Origin of the sequence: Roseobacter sp. MH60115, from assembly GCF_015644665.1 — a bacterium.
GTDB lineage: Bacteria > Pseudomonadota > Alphaproteobacteria > Rhodobacterales > Rhodobacteraceae > Roseobacter.
The window spans coordinates 209,388-231,229 of the sequence record NZ_JADOBQ010000001.1 but is presented as its reverse complement, the minus strand read 5'-3'; the positions used below and the strand labels follow the sequence as shown (position 1 = coordinate 231,229).

General features: G+C 63.8%; 24 protein-coding genes and 1 other RNA gene. 15 read left to right on the top strand and 10 right to left on the bottom strand.

Going from position 1 to position 21,842, the window contains the following annotated elements; genetic code table 11:
• Nucleotides 1–60 precede the first annotated feature (60 nt).
• Nucleotides 61–519, top strand: coding sequence for a cupin domain-containing protein (locus ISX84_RS01045; RefSeq protein WP_195818466.1), 459 nt, complete (start codon nucleotides 61–63; stop codon nucleotides 517–519).
• Between the two features lie 66 nt (nucleotides 520–585).
• On the opposite strand, the gene rpmG is transcribed toward ISX84_RS01045, so the two are convergent.
• The 10 genes from rpmG to ISX84_RS00995 form a co-directional block, all read right to left on the bottom strand.
• Nucleotides 586–753, bottom strand: coding sequence for a 50S ribosomal protein L33 (gene rpmG / locus ISX84_RS01040; RefSeq protein WP_011454349.1), 168 nt, complete (start codon nucleotides 751–753; stop codon nucleotides 586–588).
• A 184-nt stretch (nucleotides 754–937) separates the two neighbouring features.
• Complete coding sequence (locus ISX84_RS01035) at nucleotides 938–2,119, bottom strand: ammonium transporter (RefSeq protein WP_195818465.1); 1,182 nt, start codon at nucleotides 2,117–2,119, stop codon at nucleotides 938–940.
• A 182-nt stretch (nucleotides 2,120–2,301) separates the two neighbouring features.
• Nucleotides 2,302–3,009, bottom strand: coding sequence for an SDR family NAD(P)-dependent oxidoreductase (locus ISX84_RS01030; RefSeq protein WP_195818464.1), 708 nt, complete (start codon nucleotides 3,007–3,009; stop codon nucleotides 2,302–2,304).
• Between the two features lie 22 nt (nucleotides 3,010–3,031).
• An RNA gene (rnpB, locus tag ISX84_RS01025) (RNase P RNA component class A) lies at nucleotides 3,032–3,431 on the bottom strand.
• A 97-nt stretch (nucleotides 3,432–3,528) separates the two neighbouring features.
• Nucleotides 3,529–4,188: an N-acetylmuramoyl-L-alanine amidase gene (locus ISX84_RS01020; protein WP_326838680.1), complete on the bottom strand. Its 660-nt coding sequence runs from the start codon at nucleotides 4,186–4,188 to the stop codon at nucleotides 3,529–3,531.
• Nucleotides 4,189–4,194: 6 nt separating this feature from the next.
• A complete protein-coding gene (locus tag ISX84_RS01015; RefSeq protein ID WP_195818463.1) occupies nucleotides 4,195–4,914 on the bottom strand; it encodes a hypothetical protein in 720 nt (239 codons plus the stop codon).
• Between the two features lie 35 nt (nucleotides 4,915–4,949).
• On the bottom strand, nucleotides 4,950–6,437 hold the full coding sequence (gatA, locus tag ISX84_RS01010) for an Asp-tRNA(Asn)/Glu-tRNA(Gln) amidotransferase subunit GatA (RefSeq protein ID WP_195818462.1): 1,488 nt from the start codon (nucleotides 6,435–6,437) through the stop codon (nucleotides 4,950–4,952).
• A complete protein-coding gene (gatC, locus tag ISX84_RS01005) occupies nucleotides 6,437–6,724 on the bottom strand; it encodes an Asp-tRNA(Asn)/Glu-tRNA(Gln) amidotransferase subunit GatC (RefSeq protein WP_195818461.1) in 288 nt (95 codons plus the stop codon). Before gatC ends, gatA begins: the two co-directional genes overlap by 1 nt.
• Nucleotides 6,725–6,754: 30 nt before the next feature.
• Nucleotides 6,755–7,411 carry a ceramidase domain-containing protein gene (locus ISX84_RS01000; protein ID WP_195818460.1) on the bottom strand — a complete coding sequence of 219 codons (657 nt, stop codon included), beginning with the start codon at nucleotides 7,409–7,411 and terminating at the stop codon, nucleotides 6,755–6,757.
• A 49-nt stretch (nucleotides 7,412–7,460) separates the two neighbouring features.
• On the bottom strand, nucleotides 7,461–7,910 hold the full coding sequence (locus ISX84_RS00995; RefSeq protein ID WP_195818459.1) for a nucleoside deaminase: 450 nt from the start codon (nucleotides 7,908–7,910) through the stop codon (nucleotides 7,461–7,463).
• Between the two features lie 63 nt (nucleotides 7,911–7,973).
• Here ISX84_RS00995 and ISX84_RS00990 point away from each other — a divergent pair, with 63 nt between their 5' ends.
• The 14 genes from ISX84_RS00990 to ISX84_RS00925 all read left to right on the top strand — a co-directional run bounded on the left by ISX84_RS00990 (nucleotide 7,974) and on the right by ISX84_RS00925 (nucleotide 21,832).
• Entirely contained in the window at nucleotides 7,974–8,849 is an 876-nt protein-coding gene (locus tag ISX84_RS00990) for a pseudouridine synthase (protein ID WP_195818458.1), read from the top strand.
• A gap of 286 nt (nucleotides 8,850–9,135) precedes the next feature.
• Complete coding sequence (locus tag ISX84_RS00985; protein ID WP_195818457.1) at nucleotides 9,136–10,023, top strand: 5-bromo-4-chloroindolyl phosphate hydrolysis family protein; 888 nt, start codon at nucleotides 9,136–9,138, stop codon at nucleotides 10,021–10,023.
• Between the two features lie 29 nt (nucleotides 10,024–10,052).
• Nucleotides 10,053–11,249 (top strand): toxic anion resistance protein, encoded by a 1,197-nt coding sequence (locus ISX84_RS00980; RefSeq protein WP_195818456.1) that lies wholly within the window; start codon nucleotides 10,053–10,055, stop codon nucleotides 11,247–11,249.
• Between the two features lie 6 nt (nucleotides 11,250–11,255).
• Nucleotides 11,256–12,203: a DUF2927 domain-containing protein gene (locus ISX84_RS00975; RefSeq protein WP_195818455.1), complete on the top strand. Its 948-nt coding sequence runs from the start codon at nucleotides 11,256–11,258 to the stop codon at nucleotides 12,201–12,203.
• 26 nt (nucleotides 12,204–12,229) lie between these two features.
• Entirely contained in the window at nucleotides 12,230–13,339 is a 1,110-nt protein-coding gene (locus tag ISX84_RS00970; protein WP_195818454.1) for an SPFH domain-containing protein, read from the top strand.
• 3 nt (nucleotides 13,340–13,342) lie between these two features.
• Complete coding sequence (locus ISX84_RS00965; protein ID WP_195818453.1) at nucleotides 13,343–13,735, top strand: Rid family hydrolase; 393 nt, start codon at nucleotides 13,343–13,345, stop codon at nucleotides 13,733–13,735.
• Between the two features lie 4 nt (nucleotides 13,736–13,739).
• A complete protein-coding gene (locus tag ISX84_RS00960) occupies nucleotides 13,740–14,273 on the top strand; it encodes a cytochrome b (RefSeq protein ID WP_195818452.1) in 534 nt (177 codons plus the stop codon).
• 15 nt (nucleotides 14,274–14,288) lie between these two features.
• Entirely contained in the window at nucleotides 14,289–14,714 is a 426-nt protein-coding gene (locus tag ISX84_RS00955) for a hypothetical protein (protein ID WP_195818451.1), read from the top strand.
• Entirely contained in the window at nucleotides 14,711–15,817 is a 1,107-nt protein-coding gene (locus ISX84_RS00950) for a TFIIB-type zinc finger domain-containing protein (RefSeq protein ID WP_195818450.1), read from the top strand. The genes ISX84_RS00955 and ISX84_RS00950 overlap by 4 nt, the downstream gene beginning before the upstream one ends.
• Nucleotides 15,814–16,485 carry a nitroreductase gene (locus tag ISX84_RS00945; protein ID WP_195818449.1) on the top strand — a complete coding sequence of 224 codons (672 nt, stop codon included), beginning with the start codon at nucleotides 15,814–15,816 and terminating at the stop codon, nucleotides 16,483–16,485. The genes ISX84_RS00950 and ISX84_RS00945 overlap by 4 nt, the downstream gene beginning before the upstream one ends.
• A complete protein-coding gene (dtd, locus tag ISX84_RS00940; RefSeq protein ID WP_195818448.1) occupies nucleotides 16,482–16,928 on the top strand; it encodes a D-aminoacyl-tRNA deacylase in 447 nt (148 codons plus the stop codon). The genes ISX84_RS00945 and dtd overlap by 4 nt, the downstream gene beginning before the upstream one ends.
• Nucleotides 16,925–18,025: a glycerate kinase type-2 family protein gene (locus tag ISX84_RS00935; protein ID WP_195818447.1), complete on the top strand. Its 1,101-nt coding sequence runs from the start codon at nucleotides 16,925–16,927 to the stop codon at nucleotides 18,023–18,025. The genes dtd and ISX84_RS00935 overlap by 4 nt, the downstream gene beginning before the upstream one ends.
• Nucleotides 18,026–18,137: 112 nt before the next feature.
• Nucleotides 18,138–20,129, top strand: a complete 1,992-nt coding sequence (locus tag ISX84_RS00930; protein ID WP_195819327.1) for a CocE/NonD family hydrolase — start codon at nucleotides 18,138–18,140, stop codon at nucleotides 20,127–20,129.
• Nucleotides 20,130–20,242: 113 nt separating this feature from the next.
• Entirely contained in the window at nucleotides 20,243–21,832 is a 1,590-nt protein-coding gene (locus ISX84_RS00925) for an ABC transporter substrate-binding protein (RefSeq protein WP_195818446.1), read from the top strand.
• The last annotated feature ends 10 nt before the right edge of the window (nucleotides 21,833–21,842 follow it).

Here is a 21,842-nt window from a genome sequence, read left to right as displayed (position 1 = left end):
CCGGTTGAGATACTCCCGGTACCAGCATCGCGTCCGCAAACCGCATTCCCGGGGAGAAACATGGCAGTCATCAAGTCCGGCACGGCAAAAATCAACCAAAGCCACGCAAATGATCCCCTTGGGGACTTCCGCACCGAGTTGATCAGCGACACCGGCGGCCTCAGCCAATTCGGCGCATGTGTCGAAGAACTTGCCCCCGGTGCATGGAGTTCGCTGGCCCATTGGCATGCGGAGGAAGATGAGATGGTGCTGCTGCTGTCCGGCCAGGTCACCCTCTATGAAGACGGTGTAGCGACCCTCTTGGCACCCGGCGATGCGGCCTGCTGGAAAGCAGGCGCGCCTCTGGCGCACCGGATGCGCAATCACACAGACGTGCCCGCGCGCTATGTGGTGGTCGGGACACGCGCGCCGCAGGACAAGGTGACATACCCGGACCAAGACCGCGTGCAGCATCTGGACCGCGACACGGGAACACGCTGGTTCACCACGCTGGCAGGCGATCCTGCCGACGCCCCCTAGGCAGGACCATGCGCACAAAAAAACCGCGCTTGAAGCGCGGCCTTTCGATCATCGCGAAGGCTGATCTTACTTGATCTTGCCTTCCTTGTACTCGACGTGCTTACGCGCCACCGGGTCATACTTCCGCACGACCATTTTCTCGGTCATGGTGCGGGCGTTTTTCTTGGTGACGTAGAAATGGCCTGTTCCCGCCGAGGAGTTCAGACGAATCTTGATCGTGGTTGGCTTGGCCATGGTTCTTCTCCTGCTGCAGCGCGCCTCCGGTGAGGGACTGCGTGAATCCTGAAACCCGGCTTTTACCCGGATGGGTGCCTGAGTCAACCGCAAAAGGCAGGTATTCTAACCAAGCCTTCTGCTCCTACTGAAAAGGCCAGCGCAGGAGCATGCGCTGGCCTTGAGACGTCGATGTTCCCTCGAATTACGAGGTGATATCGTAGGCGCGTTCGCCGTGAGCGGAGAGGTCAAGACCGTTGGTTTCATCCTCGTCGCTGACGCGCAGCGGCATGATCACACGCGCCACCAGAATGATCAGAACCGTGGTGACCAATGTCCAGGCGCCGACAACCGCCAGCCCGCCCAGTTGCGCCACCCAGGAGGCGTGACCGAAACCCGCCAGCATGATAATGCCGAACATGCCACCCACGCCGTGCACGGCGAAGACATCCAGCGTGTCGTCGATCTTGAGGACGTTCTTCACGACCCCGCACAGCTCCTGACACATGATGCCTGCAACGGCCCCGATGAACAGCGCCTCAACCGGACCGACGGAACCGGAGGCGGGTGTGATGGAAGCGAGCCCCGCAATGGTGCCCGTGACCATGCCCACGAGAGAGGCCTTGCCGTAGCGAAATTTCTCCCACGCGGCCCATGTCAGCGAGGCGGTTGCCGCGGAGATATGCGTGACCGTCAGCGCCATTGCGGCCCCGCCGTCTGCGGCCAGTTGCGACCCACCATTGAAGCCAAACCAGCCGACCCAGAGCATTGCCGCCCCAATCATCACCATGCCCGGGTTGTGCGGCGGCTGGTGTTTGCCCTTGCGCGGCCCCAGCATCGCCGCCAGCACCAGCGCTGCGATCCCCGCGGTCTGGTGCACCACGATGCCACCGGCGAAATCATTCACGCCGTCGGCGAACAGCGACCATTCCGCCCCGGCCAGCAACCCGCCGCCCCAGATCCAATGCGCCACGGGCGCATAGCAGATCAGCATCCACAGGCTGGAGAAGAGCAGCACGAACCCATACCCGATGCGCTCGACATAGGCGCCCACGATTAGCGCCGGTGTGATGATCGCAAAGGTCATCTGGAAGGCAAAGAACAGCACTTCGGGGATGGTGCCGGAAAGGCTGTCCGCGTCGACCCCGTTCAGAAAGGCCTTGCCCAGACCACCCCAATAGGCGTTGCCGTCGCCAAAGGCGATGGAATACCCGGCAGCCAGCCAGAGAATGCTCATCAGGCAGGCAATCGAAAAGCACTGCATGAAAACGCTGAGCACATTGCGCGCGCGCACAAGCCCGCCGTAAAAAAGCGCCAGACCTGGCAATGTCATAAACAGCACCAGTGCCGTGGCCACGATGATCCAGGCGGTATCCGCTCCGTTCATGTCTTTGATCCTTCCCCATATTCAAGTGCGCAACGGGGTGGTGCAAAGACCTGCTGAAATAAACAGCAAAGGGGTGATATGCCGCTCAATAAGGGGGCATTTTACGAAGTGATATAAAATTAGGCATCATCGAGCGCGATGTGACCTAAAATTAAGCGAAATGCGATTACACCTGCTGCGCCTTACAATTCGACGCGCACCTCATGCATCCAGAGCTTCGCTGGCCGCGACAGCATGAAAACCACCACATCGGCCAGATCATCCGGTTCGGTGAAGATGTGGTTCGGCACCTCTTCACCCGCCTTTGCGAACATGCCGGTGTTGGTGCCCGACTGATAGAGCCCGGCGATGCGCACGCCGCTTTCCTGCTCATCCTCTTTCAAAACGTCGGTGAAGCCGCGCATGCCGTATTTCGTCGCAGTGTAGACCGATTGCCCCGCCTGCGCCACGACGCCGGATTTGGAGATGACGTTGAGCACAGCGGCCTCAGGCTGCGCGCGTAACGTCAGCAAAAGCGCGCGGGTCAATTGAATGGTGCCTGTCAGGTTGGTCTGGATCGTGGCCTCGATCATCGCGTCGTCAATGCTGTCCAGCGGACCGGTCTTGTGCCAGATACCTGCGTTGTTGATCAGGATGTCGGGCGCGCCCTGCCCGTCCAGAATGGCCTGAACGGTGGTCGCAATCGCCGCCGGATCCTGCATGTCGCAAGAGTAGCTCTGCGCCTCTGGAGCACCTGCCGCGCGCGTATCCGCCTCGGCGCTGGCCAGTCGGTCCGCGTTGCGCCCCAGGATGGCCAGACGGCAGCCCGCCGCTGCCAGCTTCAGGCAAATGTGCCGGCCGATGCCGTCGCTGCCGCCTGTGACGATCACCAGTTTATTGTCCAGTTGCATGATCTCTGTTCCTCAAATGTCTATGCGCGGAAGGCCTGTAAGCCGGATTCTGTTCCCCGGATTGCTCCGGTTCGATGACCATTCCTCTTGCCCGCCGGTTGCCCGGCAGGCTCTAGCTGCCAACCCGGATCTGCTGGGGCAAAAGCGGCCCTGCCTTGCGACACGCGATCCCTATTTGGCATTGCTCCCGGTGGGGCTTGCCGTGCCACCGCTGCTGCCAGCGGCGCGGTGGGCTCTTACCCCACCGTTTCACCCTTGCCCACGGGCGGTTTCGGTTGCCCGACCTTTCCGCTGGCGGTTTCATTTCTGTGGCGCTTTCCGTCAGGTTGCCCTGCCCGGGTGTTACCCGGCACCGTTGCTTTTTGGAGTCCGGACTTTCCTCGACACCGGTTGCCCGGCGCCGCGGTCATCCGGCCTTCCGCGCCGGGTGGTGATGCGCGCAAATGCAGGCGGCGTCAATATTTCATCCACGTTGGGACGCCTCCGGCGGGCATATTTTGAGAACAATGAAAGCGGGTGTCAGGGTGAGAGGGCTTTGGGACCCAGGGGCGTGAAGTCTTGAGCGGTGAGAGGACCCGTGGCCCCGGGCCGGAAGCGCAGCCGGACGGCGGCGAGAAGGGTCTCATCGTCGACGTCCGCTGTGAAGCCTGCCTGCCGGGCAAGGGTTCGGAACTCCGCAGCCGTCGGGTTTTTGAAATCGTGATCGCATCCGGCGCGGGCTGCCAGTCCCTTCCGCGCCAGCCGTGCCCAGTCAAAGCCAGGGCCAGGGTCGATCTTGCGCCCGGGAGCCATGTCGGAGTGGCCGATGACGTTTTCTGGTGTGATCTGCCAGCGGTCGAGGATGGCGCGCAGCAGCGTCTCGAGCGCCGCCATCTGAGGTTCGGGGAACGGGTGATCCCCACCGTTGTCGAGCTCGATGCCGATGGAGCGGGAGTTGATATCTGTCTGACCGTGCCATTCCCCCACGCCAGCGTGCCAGGCGCGATGTTCTTCATCGATCAGCTGGATCACAGCCCCCTTGCGGCAAATCAGATAATGGGCGGAGACCTCTGCTGCCGGATCACAGAGGCGATCTATGGCCGCCTGTACAGTGTGCATTGCCGTGTAGTGTAGCACCACGAGGGTCGGGGTCAGCCCATCCTTGCGCGGTCCAAAGTTCGGGGATGGATGCCACTGCACCCTGTCTCAGCCTTCGGATGCCTTGCGGAAGGGGGCGGGATCCCAGGTGCAGGCATAGCCGTCGCCATCCGGATCAAGGCCCTTGCGATCCCGTGTCGGGCCGCCGCGCGCGAGGAAATCAATCTGGGCCAGATCGGGAGAGGCATAGGCGGCGCAGTTGCGGGCCGCGCGGGATTCGCCGCCGAACCCTGCGCGGGCATAGACGCTTTGCCCTTTGGGATGGCTGGTGGAGAGGGCAAAGGCCACGATGTTCGGTTGCTCATCACCGGGGCGTGTGGGCAGGGCTTCGGGCTGCACCACCTCATATTGCGCGCGGTTGTTGGCGATCCGCTCGGCGTCGCTCTCGATGGTTTGACGCTCGGCCACCGCATCGAAGTCGTTCTCGTTCGAGATGCCGGGGTTGTCGAGTGTAGCGGGCGCGGGATTGGACGGGCTGGCCTGCACAGGGGCCACGCCAGAGTTCAACTGGGGGCTGTCCGGGGCACCGGGCCGGGTTTCGGCCAGAATACGTGTGGTCTCGGCCGCGGTTGCTTCTGCAGAGCCGGGCGTTGGGGGCACAACCGTGTCCGGCAGGCGGGTCTGGCCGCCCGAAAGCGCCGCATCACGCTGCTGTTGTGCCTCAAAGGAATTGTCGAACCCGACCCCCTGCCCGCTGTCGGGCACCTGTGGCGCACAGGCGGAGACCGCCGCCAGAGCGATTGCTGCGAAAAAGACACGTGGTGCCATTGGATGTCTGCCTGTTGTTGTTGGTTGGCGCGAGATTACCACCATTTCGCAGGCTTGGCCACAAAGCCAGCGGCCTGCTCGAGCACATGAGCGGTGCACAGCAGATCGGCCTCGGCCCAGGGCTGACCGATCAGTTGAAGCCCCAAGGGCAGCCCCTGTTTATCGAGCCCGGCGGGTACGGCGATGCCCGGAAGACCGGCAAGGTTCACCGTGACGGTGAAGACATCGTTGAGGTACATGGCGACCGGGTCCGCATCCGTCATTTCGCCCAGCCCAAAGGCGGCGGAGGGCGTTGCCGGTGTCAGGATCGCGTCGATGCCTTGGGCAAAGACATCTTCGAAGTCCTTCTTGATCAGCGTGCGGACGCGGCGGGCACGGTTGTAATAGGCATCGTAGAAGCCTGCGGAGAGCACATAGGTGCCGATCATCACGCGGCGTTTGACCTCGTCTCCGAAACCTTCGGCGCGGGTTTTCTCGTACATCTCGGTGATGCCGTCGCCCTGGTCGAGCCGGGCGCGGTGGCCGTAGCGCACCCCGTCGTAGCGGGCGAGGTTTGAGGAGGCCTCCGCCGGAGCGATCACATAGTACGCGGGCAACGCGTATTTGGTGTGCGGCAGGGAAATGTCGACGATCTCGGCGCCTGCGTCCTTCATCATCGCGATGCCGTCGGACCAGAGTGTTTCGATCTCCTGTGGCATGCCGTCCATACGGTATTCCTTGGGGATGCCGATTTTCTTGCCCCGGATGTCGCCGCTTAGGGCCGCCTCGAAATTGGGCACAGGCAGGTCGGCGGAGGTGCTGTCCTTGGGGTCATGGCCGCACATCGCCTCCAGCATGATCGCGGCATCGCGCACGGATTTGGTCATCGGTCCCGCCTGATCGAGGCTCGACGCGAAGGCCACGATGCCCCAGCGGGAACACCGCCCGTAGGTGGGCTTGATCCCGACGGTGCCGGTGAAGGCGGCAGGCTGACGGATGGAGCCGCCGGTGTCGGTGCCGGTGGCCGCAAGGCAGAGGTCGGCCGCAACCGCCGAGGCGGAGCCGCCGGAAGAGCCGCCGGGCGTCAGCTGCGCGTCATCATTGCCGCGCCGCCAAGGGTTCACGGCGTTGCCGTAGGTCGAGGTCTCATTCGAGGAGCCCATGGCGAATTCGTCCATGTTGAGCTTGCCCAGCATGACGGCGCCTGCGTCCGCAAGGTTTTGGCTGACGGTGGATTCGTATTCCGGCAGGAAGCCTTCGAGGATGCGTGAGCCTGCCTGGCTCGGCACGCCCTTGGTGCAGAAGAGGTCCTTGATGCCGATGGGCAGGCCGCACATGCCGGGCGCGTCACCTTTGGCGATCCGGGCGTCGGCAGCAGCGGCACGTTCCAGCGCCAATTCCGGCGTGTGGTGCACGAAGGCGTTGAGCGCACCGGCGCCCTCAATGGCGCTGAGGCAGGCTTCGGTCAGCTCTTTTGACGTTGTCTCGCCCGCGCGCAGGGCATCGCGGGCGGCGCTCAGGGACAATTCGTTCAGCTTGCTCATCACTCAACCACCTTCGGCACGGCAAAAAACCCCTCGCGGGCATCGGGCGCGTTGGAGAGGACCTTGTCCTGCTGATCGCCATCGGTGACCACATCTACACGGCGCTTGAGCACCTGCGGGGTGACCGACGTCATCGGCTCTACACCCGCGATATCCACCTGGTTCAACTGTTCGATAAACCCCAGAATGGTGTTGAATTCGCCGGCAAGCGCGGGCAGCGCCTCGGGCTCAACCTTGATCCGGGCCAGCTTGGCCACACGGGCGGCGGTGGTCTCGTCAATGGACATTGCGTTTCCTCATCTGCTTGGCATCGGCGTTTAGCGGTCCGCGCGGGCCTTGCCAAGAGCGGCGCGCAGGTAAACCGCAATCATCCAGCCCAGCATCAGCCCGTTGAGCAGATGCCATGCGAAATGCGTGCCCAAGGGCCAGTTGGGGCAAAGCGGCATATCGAGTGTCCGGAAGGTGAGCGACAGGATCAGCAGGCCCGCGCCGATGGCCAGCCCGCGCGCGAGCTGTGGTGCGCGGCGGTACAGCAGCAGCGCGTAAATCCCGATCAGCAGTGGCACCGGTGCGTAACCGGCCGATGATCCGAGGCCGGGCACCTTCTGGAAGAGCGGCACGGTGAGAGCGGCGTAGGGGATGAAGAGCGCGGTCGCCCCCAGCGCGGCGAGAGGAGACATGCCCCAGCCCACGCGGTTGATTGCAAAGATATAGATCAGAATGAAGGCTGCGATGGGCAGGACATCGGTCAGGGCCGCCCAGGTCTGCGCATGGGTGTGAAAGAGGTAACTGCCGACCCCGATGGCGAAGAGCGTGGCACAGAGAAGCTGTGCCAGCCTGTCCCCCTGGCTGCGTCGCCACATGAAGATCGCGGCAAGAATGAAAGCGAGGTTGGTCACCGCATTGATCGGTTCGGCCCAATAGTGAGGCCCCATGCGCTCGCAGTAGCTGTCGATGGTCCGGGTCCAATCCATTCGGGTCTTTCCACATCAGTTGGCGGGTAAGGTGGCCTGAAAGCCCACCCTACCTGCGGGCGGTAAAGAAGGCGCGCAAATAGGCCTCTGATTCTGCGGCGGCGATACCGTCGAAGACGTCCGGCACGTGGTGGCATTGCGGGTGGGCAAAAACGCGAGCACCCTGCGCGACGCCGCCGGATTTGGGATCGCTTGCGCCATAGTAAAGCCGTGCGATCCGGGCTGCCGCGATGGCAGCGGCGCACATCGCGCAGGGTTCCAGCGTGACGTAGAGTGCGTGATCCACCAACCGCTCTGAACCGGCAGCGGCACAGGCCGCGCGGATCGCCAGTATTTCCGCATGGGCCGTCGGATCGTTCAACTCTCTTGTCCGGTTTCCTGCCGCCGCGACTACAGCGCCTGCGGGGTTGACCACCACCGCCCCCACGGGCACTTCGCCGCGCTTGGCGGCGGCGCGCGCCTCTGACAGCGCCGCCTGCATATGCGTGTTGAATTCCATGCTCCATGAGTGCCCGCAAAGCGCGCCCTTTCGCAAGCCCCGCAAAGAGGCTATGGCAGGCGCATGTCCAAGCCTGACCCTGAAAAACCGGCCGCCAAAACGCATGATGGCGAGCGCATCGCCAAAATCCTCAGCCGTGCCGGTGTTGCCAGCCGGCGCGAGGCGGAGCGCATGATTGAAGCGGGACGCATCAGCGTGAACGGCGCGCAGATCACTTCGCCCGCGCTGAACGTAACCGATGCGGATGAGATCACGGTGGATGGCAAACCGCTGACGGCACCGGAACCGCCCCGGCTTTGGCTCTTTCACAAGCCAACCGGGCTGGTCAGCACCGATCACGATGAAAAAGGCCGCGAGACGATCTATTCTGCCCTGCCCGAGGACATGCCCCGGGTGATGAGCGTTGGGCGGCTCGACCTCAATTCCGAAGGGCTTTTGCTGCTGACCAATGATGGGGGCATCAAGCGCAGGCTGGAGCTGCCCTCGACCGGTTGGCTGCGGCGCTACCGGGTGCGCGTCAACGGGCGCCCCACGGATGCCGTGCTGGAGCCGCTGCGCAAGGGTGTGACGGTCGATGGCGAGGCCTTTCAGCCGATGACGGTCACGCTGGACCGGCAACAGGGGGCCAATGCCTGGCTCACCATTGGCCTGCGCGAGGGACGCAACCGCGAAATCCGGCGGGCGCTGGCCGACGTGGGCCTGTCCGTGAACCGCCTGATCCGGGTCAGCTATGGCCCCTTCCAGCTTGGAGAGCTGAAACCCGGTGCCGTCGAAGAAGTCAGACGCAAGATCCTGCGCGATCAACTGGGCCTCGATGCGGGCGATGACACCGGCACCGCCGCGAAAAAGCCGACCCAGGCCACGCGCAGACGCACGGCCCGCCCGCCGCAATCGAAATCAAAGTCCGGCGTACATCGGCCGCAACGCCCCAAGCGATAGGCGGACGGCTGACACTTTTGAGCAAAAATTCCCCTCGCAACGGCGTGTTTCTGTCATCAAATGTGTAAAAAGCCATGGCACTGCGGGACCGGGCGTGGTCAGAATGGCCGATAAGACGCCCGGGCATCGGTAAAACTGGTCAGCGGCAGCGCATGCGCCTATATTTGCGGTAACGTCGGTCTGGGGAGACACTATGACGCCGAGCACGTTTCAAAAATTCGCCTATGTGGCGCTGCTTGTCCTGATGACAGGCGTGGCGTCCGGCATTCTGGGCGGTCTTTGACGCATGGCGAAACGGTTCGGCGGAAAATACAGCCCCCACGGAAGCCCGGAAACCGCGAACCCGCCGGCGCGGTCTGCCTATAGCGGCGCCAGCGTGGACCCGGTGGGCGCCCGTGCAAACCTGATGTTTCTGCCCGCTGTCGTGCTGCTTTTCGTGTCGCTGACCCAAGGCGCGCTGGGGATGAGCCTCGGCCTTGCGGGTGCGGGCGTTCTGGCGCTTGCGGCGTGGTTACTGCGGGGTGGATTGGTCGCCGAAGCCGCCTGGCGCGGCCGCAAGGTGGCGCGCCGCCCGGCTGTCCCCCGCAAGATCCTGGCCGCCGCCCTTGCCGGGCTTGGCACGGCACTTGCCGCGCTGAGCCATGACGGCAATCTGATTGCCGCGGTCCTCTTTGGCGCAGCCGCTGGCGGCTTGCATCTGGCCGCTTTCGGCATTGATCCGCTGACCAGCAAGGGCATGGAAGGCATCGACACTTTCCAGCAGGACCGCGTGGCCCGTGTGGTCGACGAGGCCGAAGCACATCTCACGGCCATGACCGACGCGTTGAGGCGTGCGGGCGACCGGCGTGTGTCTGCCCGGATGGAGCAGTTTCAGGACGTGGTCCGCGATCTGATCCGCACGGTGGAGGAAGACCCGCGTGATTTGACGGCGGCGCGCAAATACCTCGGTGTCTACCTGCTGGGCGCGCGCGATGCCTCCGTCAAATTCGCCGATATCTACGCCCGCACCCAGGACGCCAAGGCGCGCGAGGACTACCTTGCCCTGCTCGACGATCTTGAACGTAACTTCACCGACCGCACTGCCAAGATGATGCTGGATGATCACAGTGACCTCACGGTCGAAATTGAGGTCCTGCGGGACCGTTTGCAACGCGAAGGCGTGCGCCTGGACTGACGGCGCCCAAGGACAAAGGACTTGAACGAATGAGTGAGACAATACGCGAGAAAGCCGCCCAGGATCTCAAGATGGTCGAGGAAGTAACCGCCGTGGTGCTGCCTGAACCGGCAGATGCAGGTGCCATCGTGCCGCTGGCCGACGCGGACGCCCCGGTGAGTGCGGAGATTTCCAAGCGGATGGCCGAGATCGACATGGAAGACACCAATTCCATTGTCGCCTTTGGCAGCCGCGCGCAGGTCGAACTGCAGGAAATCAGCCAGGCGATGCTGGGTGGGGTGCGCAACAAGGATGTGGGGCCTGCGGGTGACAGCCTGCGCAACATCGTGACCACCATTCGCGGCTTTTCCATTGACGAACTCGACGTGCGGCGCAAGCGCAGCTGGTGGGAAAAGCTGATGGGCAAGGCCGCCCCCTTCGCCAAGTTCACCGCGAAATTCGAAGAGGTGCAGGACCAGATAGACCGCATCACCGACGAGCTTTTGAAGCACGAGCACACGCTGCTGAAAGACATCAAATCGCTCGACATGCTCTATGAAAAGACGCTGCAGTTCTATGATGAGCTGGCGCTCTACATCGCGGCGGGTGAGGAAAAGCTCAGCGAGCTGGACGAAAAGATCATCCCCGCCAAGGCCGCAGAAGTCGAAAAAGCCCCCGAAGACGATCAGGTCATGGTCGCACAGGAACTGCGCGATTTGCGCGCGGCACGTGATGATCTGGAACGCCGGGTGCATGACCTGAAACTGACCCGTCAGGTGACCATGCAATCCCTGCCGTCAATCCGGCTGGTGCAAGAAAACGACAAAAGCCTCGTGACCAAGATCAATTCGACGCTGGTGAACACCGTCCCGCTCTGGGAGACGCAGCTGGCACAGGCCGTGACCATCCAGCGGTCTGCGGAGGCGGCACAGGCCGTCCGGCAGGCCAATGATCTGACCAATGAATTGCTGACCGCAAATGCCAAGAACCTGCGCGAGAGCAACAAGATCATCCGCGAAGAGATGGAGCGTGGCGTCTTCGATATCGAGGCCGTGAAACAGGCCAATGCCGACCTGATCGGCACCATCGAGGAATCGCTGCAGATCGCGGATGAGGGCAAGGCCCGCCGCGCCGCCGCCGAAACCGATCTGCAGGAGATGGAAGCAAAGCTGCGCGACACGCTGGCCAGCGCCAAAGCCAAGGCCACCGGTCTGGGTGACACCGCCGCCACCTCCGTGCCGAACTGAGGCATCGTGGCGCGGCGCCAGACCTTCCTGCGCTGGGGCGCGCTCGGCATTGCCGGTGCCGCGCTGATCGCCTGTGACGTCCCGCAGCCGGTGGCGTCGGTGAAAACGCCGCGCGCACGACCCAGTGTGCTGGCCGAAACCCAGCTGCGCCCCACCTCCGAGGCCAGCGCGGCCCTGCGCAGCTATCTGGTTCAGGTGCAGGCCGCCCAGCTCAAGCAGGGACTGCTGCGTGAGGATGGCGGCGGGCCGGACACGCCCTTTACCTCGGAAATGCTGGCGCGAAACTTTGAACGGATCGTGTTTTTTAACGAATACGAGCGCGCCTTGCAGGGACGGGGCGGCGAAAGCCCGCTGCGCCGCTGGTCCGGACCGGTGCGGATCGGCACGATCTTTGGCAACAGCATCCCGCCCTCGCAACGCGCCGCAGACGGCAGCGCCATCCGCAGCTATGCTCGCCGTCTGGGCCAGATCACCGGGCATCCCGTCATGACCTTCGGCACACCGAATTTCGTTGTGATCGTTGCCAGCGAAGACGACCGGGGCGAAGCGCTGGATGCCGCCGCCGCCCGCGTCCCCGGCATCACGCCGGACAGCCTCAACGCGCTGCGCAGCCTGTCGCGCGATACCTATTGCGCGGTGGCCGCCTATGCGGCCGGATCGGATGCGAACACCTACACGGCAGCCGTCGCCGTGATCCGCGCAGAAAACCCCAGCTTGCTGCGGCTCAGCTGCATTCACGAGGAACTGGCCCAGGGCCTTGGCCTGGCCAATGACAGCCGCGATGCGCGGCCCTCGATTTTCAACGATGATGATGAGTTTGCCTTGCTGACCCGCCATGACGCGCTGTTGCTCAGGATGCTCTACGACCCGCGCCTGAAGGCGGGCATGTCAGCGTCCGAGGCCGCGCCCATCGCCCGCACCATCGCCCGCGAACTGACCGGCGGGCCGAGCTGAGACCACGCAATAAAGGACTGACCGATATGGGTATTTTTGATTTTCTTTCCGGTGAATTCATCGATGTCATCCATTGGACGGATAACACCCGCGACACCATGGTCTGGCGGTTCGAGCGCGAGGGGCACGAGATCAAATATGGCGCCAAGCTGACGGTGCGCGAAGGGCAAGCGGCGGTTTTTGTGCACGAAGGGCAGTTGGCGGATGTCTTCACCCCCGGTCTCTACATGCTCGAGACCAACAACATGCCGATCATGACGACGCTGCAGCACTGGGATCACGGCTTCAAAAGCCCGTTCAAATCCGAGATTTACTTCGTCAACACCACCCGATTCAACGATCTGAAATGGGGCACGAAAAACCCGATCATCTGCCGCGACCCGGAATTCGGCCCGGTGCGCCTGCGCGCCTTTGGTACCTACTCGATCAAGGTCAGCGATCCGGCGAAATTCCTCGTGGAGATCGTCGGCACGGACGGCGAATTCACGATGGATGAGATCAGCTTTCAGATCCGCAACATCCTCGTGCAGGAGTTCTCCCGCACCATCGCGCGGGCGGGCATCCCGGTCATGGATATGGCGGCCAATACGCGGGAACTTGGCCAGCTGGTGGGCAAGGAGATCGCGGCACAGCTCGCCGAATACGGGCTGGCGATGCCGGAGCTTTACATCGAGAACATCTCGCTGCCGCCCGCGGTTGAGGAGGTGATGGACAAACGTTCGTCCATGGGCGTGATCGGAAATCTCAATGAATACATGCAGTTCCAGGCGGCAGAAGCACTGGGCCGCGAGGGCGCGGGCGCTGCCGCAATCCAGGCCGGGCTTGGCGCAGGTCTGGGCATGCAGATCGGCAATGCCGCTGCACAACAGGGCCCCTGGGGCGCCCGCGCGGCCAGCCCCGCCGCCGTGCCGCCCCCGCCGCCACCGGTCGAGCATGTCTGGCATGTGGCGGAGAACGGCCAGACAAAGGGGCCTTACTCAAAGGCCGCGCTTGGCCGTATGGCCACCGACGGCGCTCTGACCCGCGAAAGCATGGTCTGGACCCCGGGACAGGACGGCTGGATGCGCGCCGAGGACGTGGCCGAACTGGCACAGCTCTTTACCGTGCTGCCACCGCCGCCACCGCCCCCGGCCTGAGAGATGAGGCAGGCCATCGTCCCGCAGGCGCTGAAACAGGCCGCAGCTGCAACCGGCTTCTCTCCGGCCATCCGCGCGGGTGACTTTCTGTTCCTGACCGGCGCGACCGGGGGGCGGGAAGACGGCTCGATGCCCGAGAGCGCCGCCGATCAGGCCAGAAAAGCGCTCGACAAGGTGCAAACCGTTCTGGCAGCCGCTGATGCGAATGAAACCCGTGTGGTCGAAATGACCAGCTACCACGTGAACATCAGCGCCACCTTTGCCGCAGTGCAGTCCGTCGTGGAGGATGTTTTTTCGCCCCCGATACCCGCCTGGACGGCCGTCGAAGTGGCCGGCTTGCGCCGCCCCGGCGCGCTGGTGGAATTCCGCATCGTCGCCCACGCGCCCGAGGTCTGACGCAATGACCCTGCGCCGTCGCACCTATCTCAAGTGGCTGCATTGGCTGCTGGTGCCGCTTTTTATCTGGTTCCTGCTGGTGACGCCCGACGATGTGCTGCCCTTCGGGCCCCGCGCCTTCCAGTTTCATTCGATCCTTGCGCTGATCTTCGTGAGCCTGTCGCTGCTCTGGACTGCGGATCTCATGTGGCGCGGTCTGGCCTCCCGTCCGGGGCCAAAACTCAAAGGCTGGCAGCGCCGCCTGCACCGCGGGCTGCATCTGACGCTGATCTGGGGGCTTTGCCTGATCGCAGTGGGGGGGTTTCTGCTGGGGCTGACGTCGTCACGGCTGCTCAAGGCGGGTGGGTTTCTGCCCATCGCGCCGCCGATGGGGTGGCCCGAATGGAACGCGGCGGTCGGCAGTTTTCACATCTACCAGTTCTACGCCTTGGGGCTGGTGGTCGTCGCCCATGCGGCATTTCACATCTGGCGGCACTACCGCTTGCGCGACGGCGCGCTGCGTATCATGCTACCCAGAGCCCTGCATCGCTACCTCTGACGAAAGGCCCCCCGCATGACCCGCCGCCGCGCCACCATCCTGCTGCACTGGTCCGTGCTCACCCTGCTGATGCTGGCGCTGGCAGGCGGGCTGGACAGCGCAGCACTCAATGTCGCCTTCGGGCTCACGGGGCTGGCGATGGTGGCGCTTGCGGTTGTCTTTGGTCTGATGAACGGTCCCGGCCCCAGGTTGGAGGGCGTGCTGCGCACAGCGCACCCCTGGCTCAGCCGCGGCATGTACGCCCTGCTCGGCTGGGCGTCACTGAGCGCCCTTGTACAGGCCTTTGGCGCCCCTCTGCCCGGACCACCCCTGCGCACCCTGATGGTTGCGCTTTTCGCCGCCTCCGCCCTGCACGCGATCTTTCACCTTTGGCGTCACACGGCCCTGGGGGACGGGGTGCTGCGCCGGATGACCCCTAAATCCTTGCACGGCATGTTATGAGTACAGACATTCAGGCCCCTCTGGCCGAGCACCATTTTCCCTGCGACGCCTGCGGGGGGGACCTGCGGTTCGATCCCAACGGGCGGCAGCTGGTCTGCGATCACTGCGGCAACACCCAGCGCCTCGACAGCGGCCCATGGGGCAAGGTGCAAATCAAGGAACTCGACTTCGACGCCGCGCTCAACAAGGCCCTGCCCGCGATGGAGATGGAAGAGACGCGCGTCTCCAAATGCCCCAATTGCGCGGCAGAGGTCGAATTCGACCCGGAGGTGCATGCCACCGAATGCCCGTTTTGTGCCACGCCTGTGGTCACCGACACCGGCATGCACCGGCACATAAAACCGCGCGGCGTGCTGCCCTTCGCCCTTGATGAGGCAACGGCGCGCGAGGCGATGACCCACTGGCTCGGGCGGCTCTGGTTCGCGCCGAACGGGCTGCAGGAATATGCGCGCAAGGGGCGCCGGATGCAGGGCATCTACGTGCCCTACTGGACCTTCGATGCCGACACCACGAGCCAATACACCGGCGAGCGCGGCACCGTGTATTACGAGACCCGCACGGTGATGCGTGACGGCAAGCGCCAGCAGGTGCAGGTGCCAAAAGTCCGCTGGCGCGGCGTGCGGGGCCGCGTGGCGCGGTTCTTCGACGATGTGCTGGTGTTGGCCTCGACGTCGCTGCCCAAACGGTTCACGGATGCGTTGGAACCCTGGGATCTGGGCGACATGCAGCCCTATGCGCCGGAATATCTCGCAGGGTTTCGCGCCGAGGGCTACGCGGTGACACTCAAGGACGGGTTCGTTGAAGCGCGGCAGAAGATGGACGGTATTATCGCCCGCGATATCCGCTTCGACATCGGCGGGGACCGCCAGCGCATTCACAGCGTGGAGACGGACATGCGCGACGTCACCTTCAAACACGTGCTGCTGCCGGTCTGGCTGGCGGCCTATAAGTACCGGGGCGAGACCTACCGTTTTGTGGTGAACGGGCGTACCGGCAAGGTGCAAGGGGAACGCCCCTGGTCCGCCGTCAAGATCGCTGTGGCGGTGATTTTGGGGCTCGTGGTTGCTGCGGGCATCGGCTATGTCGCGGCGATCAGCCAATGACCGATTTCGATGTTCTGACACACCTGCTCGAAGCGCGTTATTCCTGTCGTGCCTTTCGACCCGATCCGGTGCCGCGCGCGGATGTCGAAAAGATCGTGGCCGCAGCGCGCCATGCGCCGTCATGGTGCAATGCGCAGCCCTGGCAGGTGACGGTCACCGGCCCAGAGGCCACGGAACGCTTTCGCGTGGCCCTGAGACGCGCGGCCGAAAACAGCAGTGCAACACCCGATCTCGCATGGCCCGAAACCTACCCGGGCGTCTACGGTGACCGCCGCCGCACCTGCGGCTGGCAGCTTTATGAGGCAGTGGGCGTCAAGAAAGGCGACCGCGCCGCCTCCGCCGCGCAGATGATGCGCAATTTCGATCTTTTTGATGCCCCGCATGTGGCGCTGGTGTCCAGCCCGCGTGCCCTGGGCGGCTACGGCGCGATGGATACCGGTGGCTTTGTCACCGCGTTCACCCTGGCCGCGCGCGCGTTGGGGGTGGACAGCATCGCACAGGCCGCCGTCGCGTCCTATCCGGATGTCGCGCGCGAATGCTTTGAGATTGACGCAGATCGCATGATCCTCTGCGCGATTTCCTTCGGCTATGCCGATTTGGATCATCCCGCCAACAGCTTCCGTACCGCGCGTGCCGAAGTGGCCGATATCATGGAGTGGCACCCATGAGAGCGCTCGTTCAGCGGGTGCGGGAGGCACAGGTCACGGTGGACAGCACCCTTGTGGGTCGCACGGGACCCGGTCTGCTGATCCTTGTCTGCGCAATGTCGGGCGATGATGAGGCAACCGCCGCAGCCCTCGCCACCAAGATCTCGAAACTGCGCATTTTCAGAGATGAGGCAGGCAAGATGAACCTCAGCCTCGTGCAGACCGGCGGTGGTGCGCTTGTGGTCAGTCAGTTCACGCTGGCGGCGGATACCTCGCGCGGCAACCGCCCGGGCTTTTCCGGCGCGGCGAAACCGGATATCGCCGAAGCGCTCTACCTGCATTTTGCTAAGGTGCTGAAGGAGCTGGGCATCGCGACCGAAACCGGCCGTTTCGGCGCGGAGATGCAGGTGCAGCTCACCAACGATGGCCCTGTAACTCTATGGCTGGATACCGACATACCATGACCGACCTTCGTACACTCTTTGATGCCGGTGTGGCCGCCGTGGGCGGTGACACATCCGTCGCCACCAGTCTGACCGCGGACCCCGTCGCCCCGCCAGATCAGATCATCGCCGTGGGTAAGGCCGCCACCGCGATGGCGCGCGCTGCACATGAGGTTTTTCCGGAAACGCCGCTGTTGATCGTGACAAAGTATCATCATGCGGAAGGTGCACCTGCGGCGGCGGACGTCATGGAAGCGGCGCATCCCGTGCTCGATGAAAACAGCATCGCCGCAGGCACGCGGGTCCTGGAAACGGTGCAGAACATGTCTGCGGACCGTCACCTGATGCTGCTGGTCTCGGGCGGGGCCTCTGCCCTGGTCGAAGCCCCAGCAGACGGGCTGAGCCTGGATGATCTGTCCTCCCGCGCACAGCAGATGCTCGCCTCGGGCGCGGATATTCACGCGATGAACGCCGCGCGGATGCAGGCCAGCCGGATCAAGGGGGGCAAACTGCTGGGCGCATTTCGCGGCGCGCGGGTGACCACACTGGCGATTTCCGATGTGGAAGGCGACAGCCTGCAGGTGATTGGCTCCGGCATCGGTGCGGCGCCCGTAGAGCCTGCGTTTACCTTTGAGGCGCGCATTGTGGCGAGCAATGCCATTGCGCGTGCCGCCGTGTGCCGGGCCGCAACCGACGCGGGGCTGATCGTCGGTCATGATGAAGAAACGCTCTATGCAGATGTGAACGCGGTTGCGCCCCGCATTGCTGCCGCGCTGAAAAACGCGTCACCGGGGGTGCATCTCTTTGGTGGCGAACCGACCGTCGTGCTGCCCCCAGACCCTGGTCTGGGCGGGCGCAATCAGGCGCTGGCGCTTCTGCTGGCGCGGGAAATTGCGGGCGCCCAAGGCCTGCAGATTCTGGTGGCGGGCACCGATGGCACGGATGGGCCTACGGATGCGGCCGGGGCCATCGTCGATGGGGAAACCTGGGAGGCCTCAGGGCAGGAGGCGCTGGATCGCGCGGATGCGGGCCGGTGGCTGGACGCGCGCGGCGCGTTGCTGAAGACCGGGCCCACCGGCACCAATGTAATGGATCTGGTGATCGCACGGAAATCATGAGCACCTCAAAAGGTGGCCTGAAAGCCCACCCTACCTGCCAATACGAAAGTCCCGGCGCGTATCGGGGGTGCAGCCGCTTGACAACATTCGCCGTCAGGGCAACCGTCTGCGCATGACGCTCGACAACACGCTCCGCGAGATCGAAGACCTGCCGGATTTCGGCCTCACCCTCAGCGATGGATGCCGTCTGTCCGCCCGGGTCTGGCGCCCGGTGGACGCGGCGGATGATCCGGTGCCGGTGATCCTGGAATACCTGCCTTACCGCAAGCGCGACGGCACTTGCGCCCGCGATGCGCTGACCCACCCGTGGTTTGCCGCGCGGGGCTACGCCTGCGTGCGCGTCGACATGCGGGGCAATGGCGACAGCGACGGGCTGATGGCGGATGAGTACACTGCGCAGGAGCTGAGTGACGCGGTTGAGGTCATCGAGATGCTGGCGGCGGAACCCTGGTGTTCCGGCACCGTTGGCATGATGGGGATCAGCTGGGGGGGCTTCAACGGGTTGCAGGTGGCGGCTCTGGCCCCGGAGCCGCTGAAGGCAGTGATCACGCTCTGCTCCACCGTTGATCGCTTTGCGGATGATATCCACTACAAGGGCGGTTGCCTGCTGAACGAGAACCTCGGTTGGGGCGCGACCATGTGGTCCTACTCCTCCCGTGCACCGGACCCGGCCTTGCGCGACAACTGGCGCGAGATGTGGCTGCAACGCCTTGAAAACGAACCCTTCCTGCCCTCTATCTGGCTGCGCCACCAGCGCCGCGACGCCTATTGGCGGCATGGGTCCGTGATCGAGAATTACAGTGCGATCAAGGCCAAGGTGCTGGCCATTGGCGGCTGGGGCGACGCCTATAAGAACGCTGTGCCGCAGCTAGTGCAAGCGCTGCCGGGGGCCAAGGGTATCGTTGGTCCTTGGGTGCACAAATACCCGCATTTCGCTGTGCCGGAACCGCGCATCGGTTTTCTGCAAGAGGCGCTGCGCTGGTGGGATCACTGGCTGAAGGGCACCGACACCGGCGTGCCGGATGATCCTGACTATCGCGCCTACCTGATGGATGCGGTCCCGCCCGCGCGCTGGTACACGGAGCGACCGGGGCGCTGGGTGGCCGAAGCCGATGGCGCGATCAGCCATATCCCGCACCGGACGCTGTACCTGTCGAAACATGGGCTGTCAGACGGGCGCGGCCCGATTTCGGTGCCAGTCAACTCTCCACAGGACTGCGGGGCGGAGGCCGGAGAGTATTGCGCCATCTGGCTCGGTCCGGAGATGCCCGGCGACCAGCGGGGCGATGATGCGATGTCCGCCTGTTTCGACACGGCAGCGGCGGACCACGACACCGATATCTTTGGGGCGCCAAAGGTCCGGCTCCAGCTCACATCAGATCAGCCGCAAGCACAGATTGCCGTGCGCCTGTGTGACGTGCATCCGGACGGCTCCTCGACCCGCATCACCTACGGGGTGCTGAACCTCAGCCACCGGGAAGACGCCGAGGACCCGGTGCCGATGCCTATTGACGCGCCCGTGCCGATCGAACTCTGGCTCGATACCATCGCCTACCGCCTGCCCGAGGGGCACCGCCTGCGCCTTGCGGTATCCACCAGCTATTGGCCCCTGCTCTGGCCCGCGCCGAACGCCGCTACCGTCACCCTGCTCGGCGGCAGCCTGCACCTGCCCGTGCGCCGCACGGCCCGCCGGGACGAAGTCAGCTTTCCACCCCCCACGTCTGCCGATCCTTGGGAAACCGAAACCCTGCGCGCGGCGAAAAACACCCGCACTCGGGAAGTCGACATGGCCAGCGGTATTGTCACCCTGCGCATAGAAGACGATTTCGGCAAGCTGCGTGACAGCGACCACGGGCTGATCAGTGGCTCCGTCGCACGCGAAGAATGGGCGATCCACCCGAACGATCCGCTCTCTGCAACCGGGGCGTGCCACTGGCGCGACGAATTGGAACGCGGCGACATCCGCCTGCGCACCGAAACCAGCTGCCAGATGTGGTCGGATGCAACGCATGTCCACCTCAGCGCAAGGCTCGAAGCCTATGAAAACGACGTCCTGATCTACGAACGCGACCACACCGACAGCATCGAACGGGATCACCTCTGAAACTGGCCCTACAAAATGGGGGCAAAAGCCCTTGCGACAGGGCCAGAAATGCGCATGCTTTGGGCACAAATGAAAAAAGCACGAAACGTGCACCATCCAATCGGGAGACACCAATGAACGACGCACTCAAGCATCTCAGTACCCGCGTGACCAAAGGACTGATGACTCGCCGCGAATTCGTAGGACGCGCCGCAGCCCTGGGCGTCACCGCCGCCGTTGCCAATTCCATGCTCGCCTCGGCGGCCAAGGCCGCTGGTCCGGTGAAGGGCGGCACGCTCAAAATCGGCACCTCCGGCGGCGAGAGCACCAACACGCAGGACCCCGCTGCAGCCGCCTCCGAGGCGCCGATCACGAACCTGCGCCTATGGGGCGAACCGCTGGTCAACACCGCGCCCGATGGCGGCCTGGATTTCCGTGCCGCCGAGAGCGTCGAGGCTTCTGCAGATGCCAAGACCTGGACCTTCAAGATCCGCCAGGGCGTGGAATTTCACAACGGCAAGAGCCTGACCGCCGAGGACGTGCTGGCCACGATGCAGCGCCACTCCAACGACGACAGCCAATCCGGTGCCCTGGGCATCATGAAGGGCATCGAGAACATGAAGGCCGATGGCGACAACTTCGTTGTGGAACTGAGCGTGGGCAATGCTGACCTGCCTTATCTCATGGCCGACTATCACCTGATGATCCAACCGAATGGCGGGATGGACGACCCGACAGCCGCCATTGGCATCGGTGCATACACGCTGGAAGTCGATGAACCCGGTGTGCGCCACGGCTTCAAGAAGAACCCCAACTACTGGGACGACACGCGCGGGCACGCGGATGAGGTCGAGGTGCTGGTACTCAACGATTCCACCGCCCGTACCGCCGCGCTGCAATCGGGTCAGGTGCATCTGATCAACCGGATCGATCCGAAGGTGGCGGGCCTACTGGACCGTGCGCCGAACCTTGGCGTGAAATCCGTCTCCGGCCGGGGGCATTACGTCTTCATCATGCATGTGGACACGGCGCCCTTCGACAACAACGAACTGCGTCTCGCGCTGAAATACGCCATCAACCGCGAGGAGATGGTTGACAAGATCCTGCGTGGCTACGGCTCGATCGGGAACGACATGCCGATCAACAAGGCCTATCCGCTGTTTGACGAGACTATTCCGCAACGTGAACATGATCTGGCCAAGGCCGCGGAGCACTACAAGAAATCCGGTCACGACGGTTCCCCCATCATTCTGCGCACTGCCGATGGCGCCTTCCCCGGTGCTGTCGATGCAGCCGCCCTCTTCCAGCAATCTGCGCAAGCCGCTGGTATTCCGCTGGAAATCAAGCGCGAACCCAATGACGGATACTGGTCCGAGGTCTGGAATGTGCAGCCCTTCTGCGCCTCCTACTGGGGTGGCCGTCCGGTGCAGGATCAGATGTACTCGACCGCCTATCTCTCGACCGCCGACTGGAACGACACCCGTTGGAAACGCGAGGACTTCGATGCCAAACTGCTCGCCGCGCGGGCAGAATTGGACGAAGCCAAGCGCAAGGCGATCTACTCCGAGATGGGCCGCAACCTGCGCGACGAAGGTGGGTTGATCCTGCCCATGTTCAACGATTTCGTCGACGGCGTCTCCAACAACGTCGGCGGCTGGATCGAAGATCCCAACGACCAGATGATGAACAATCTGGCAAGCGTGAAGTGCTGGGTGAACGCCTAAGGCGGACGCG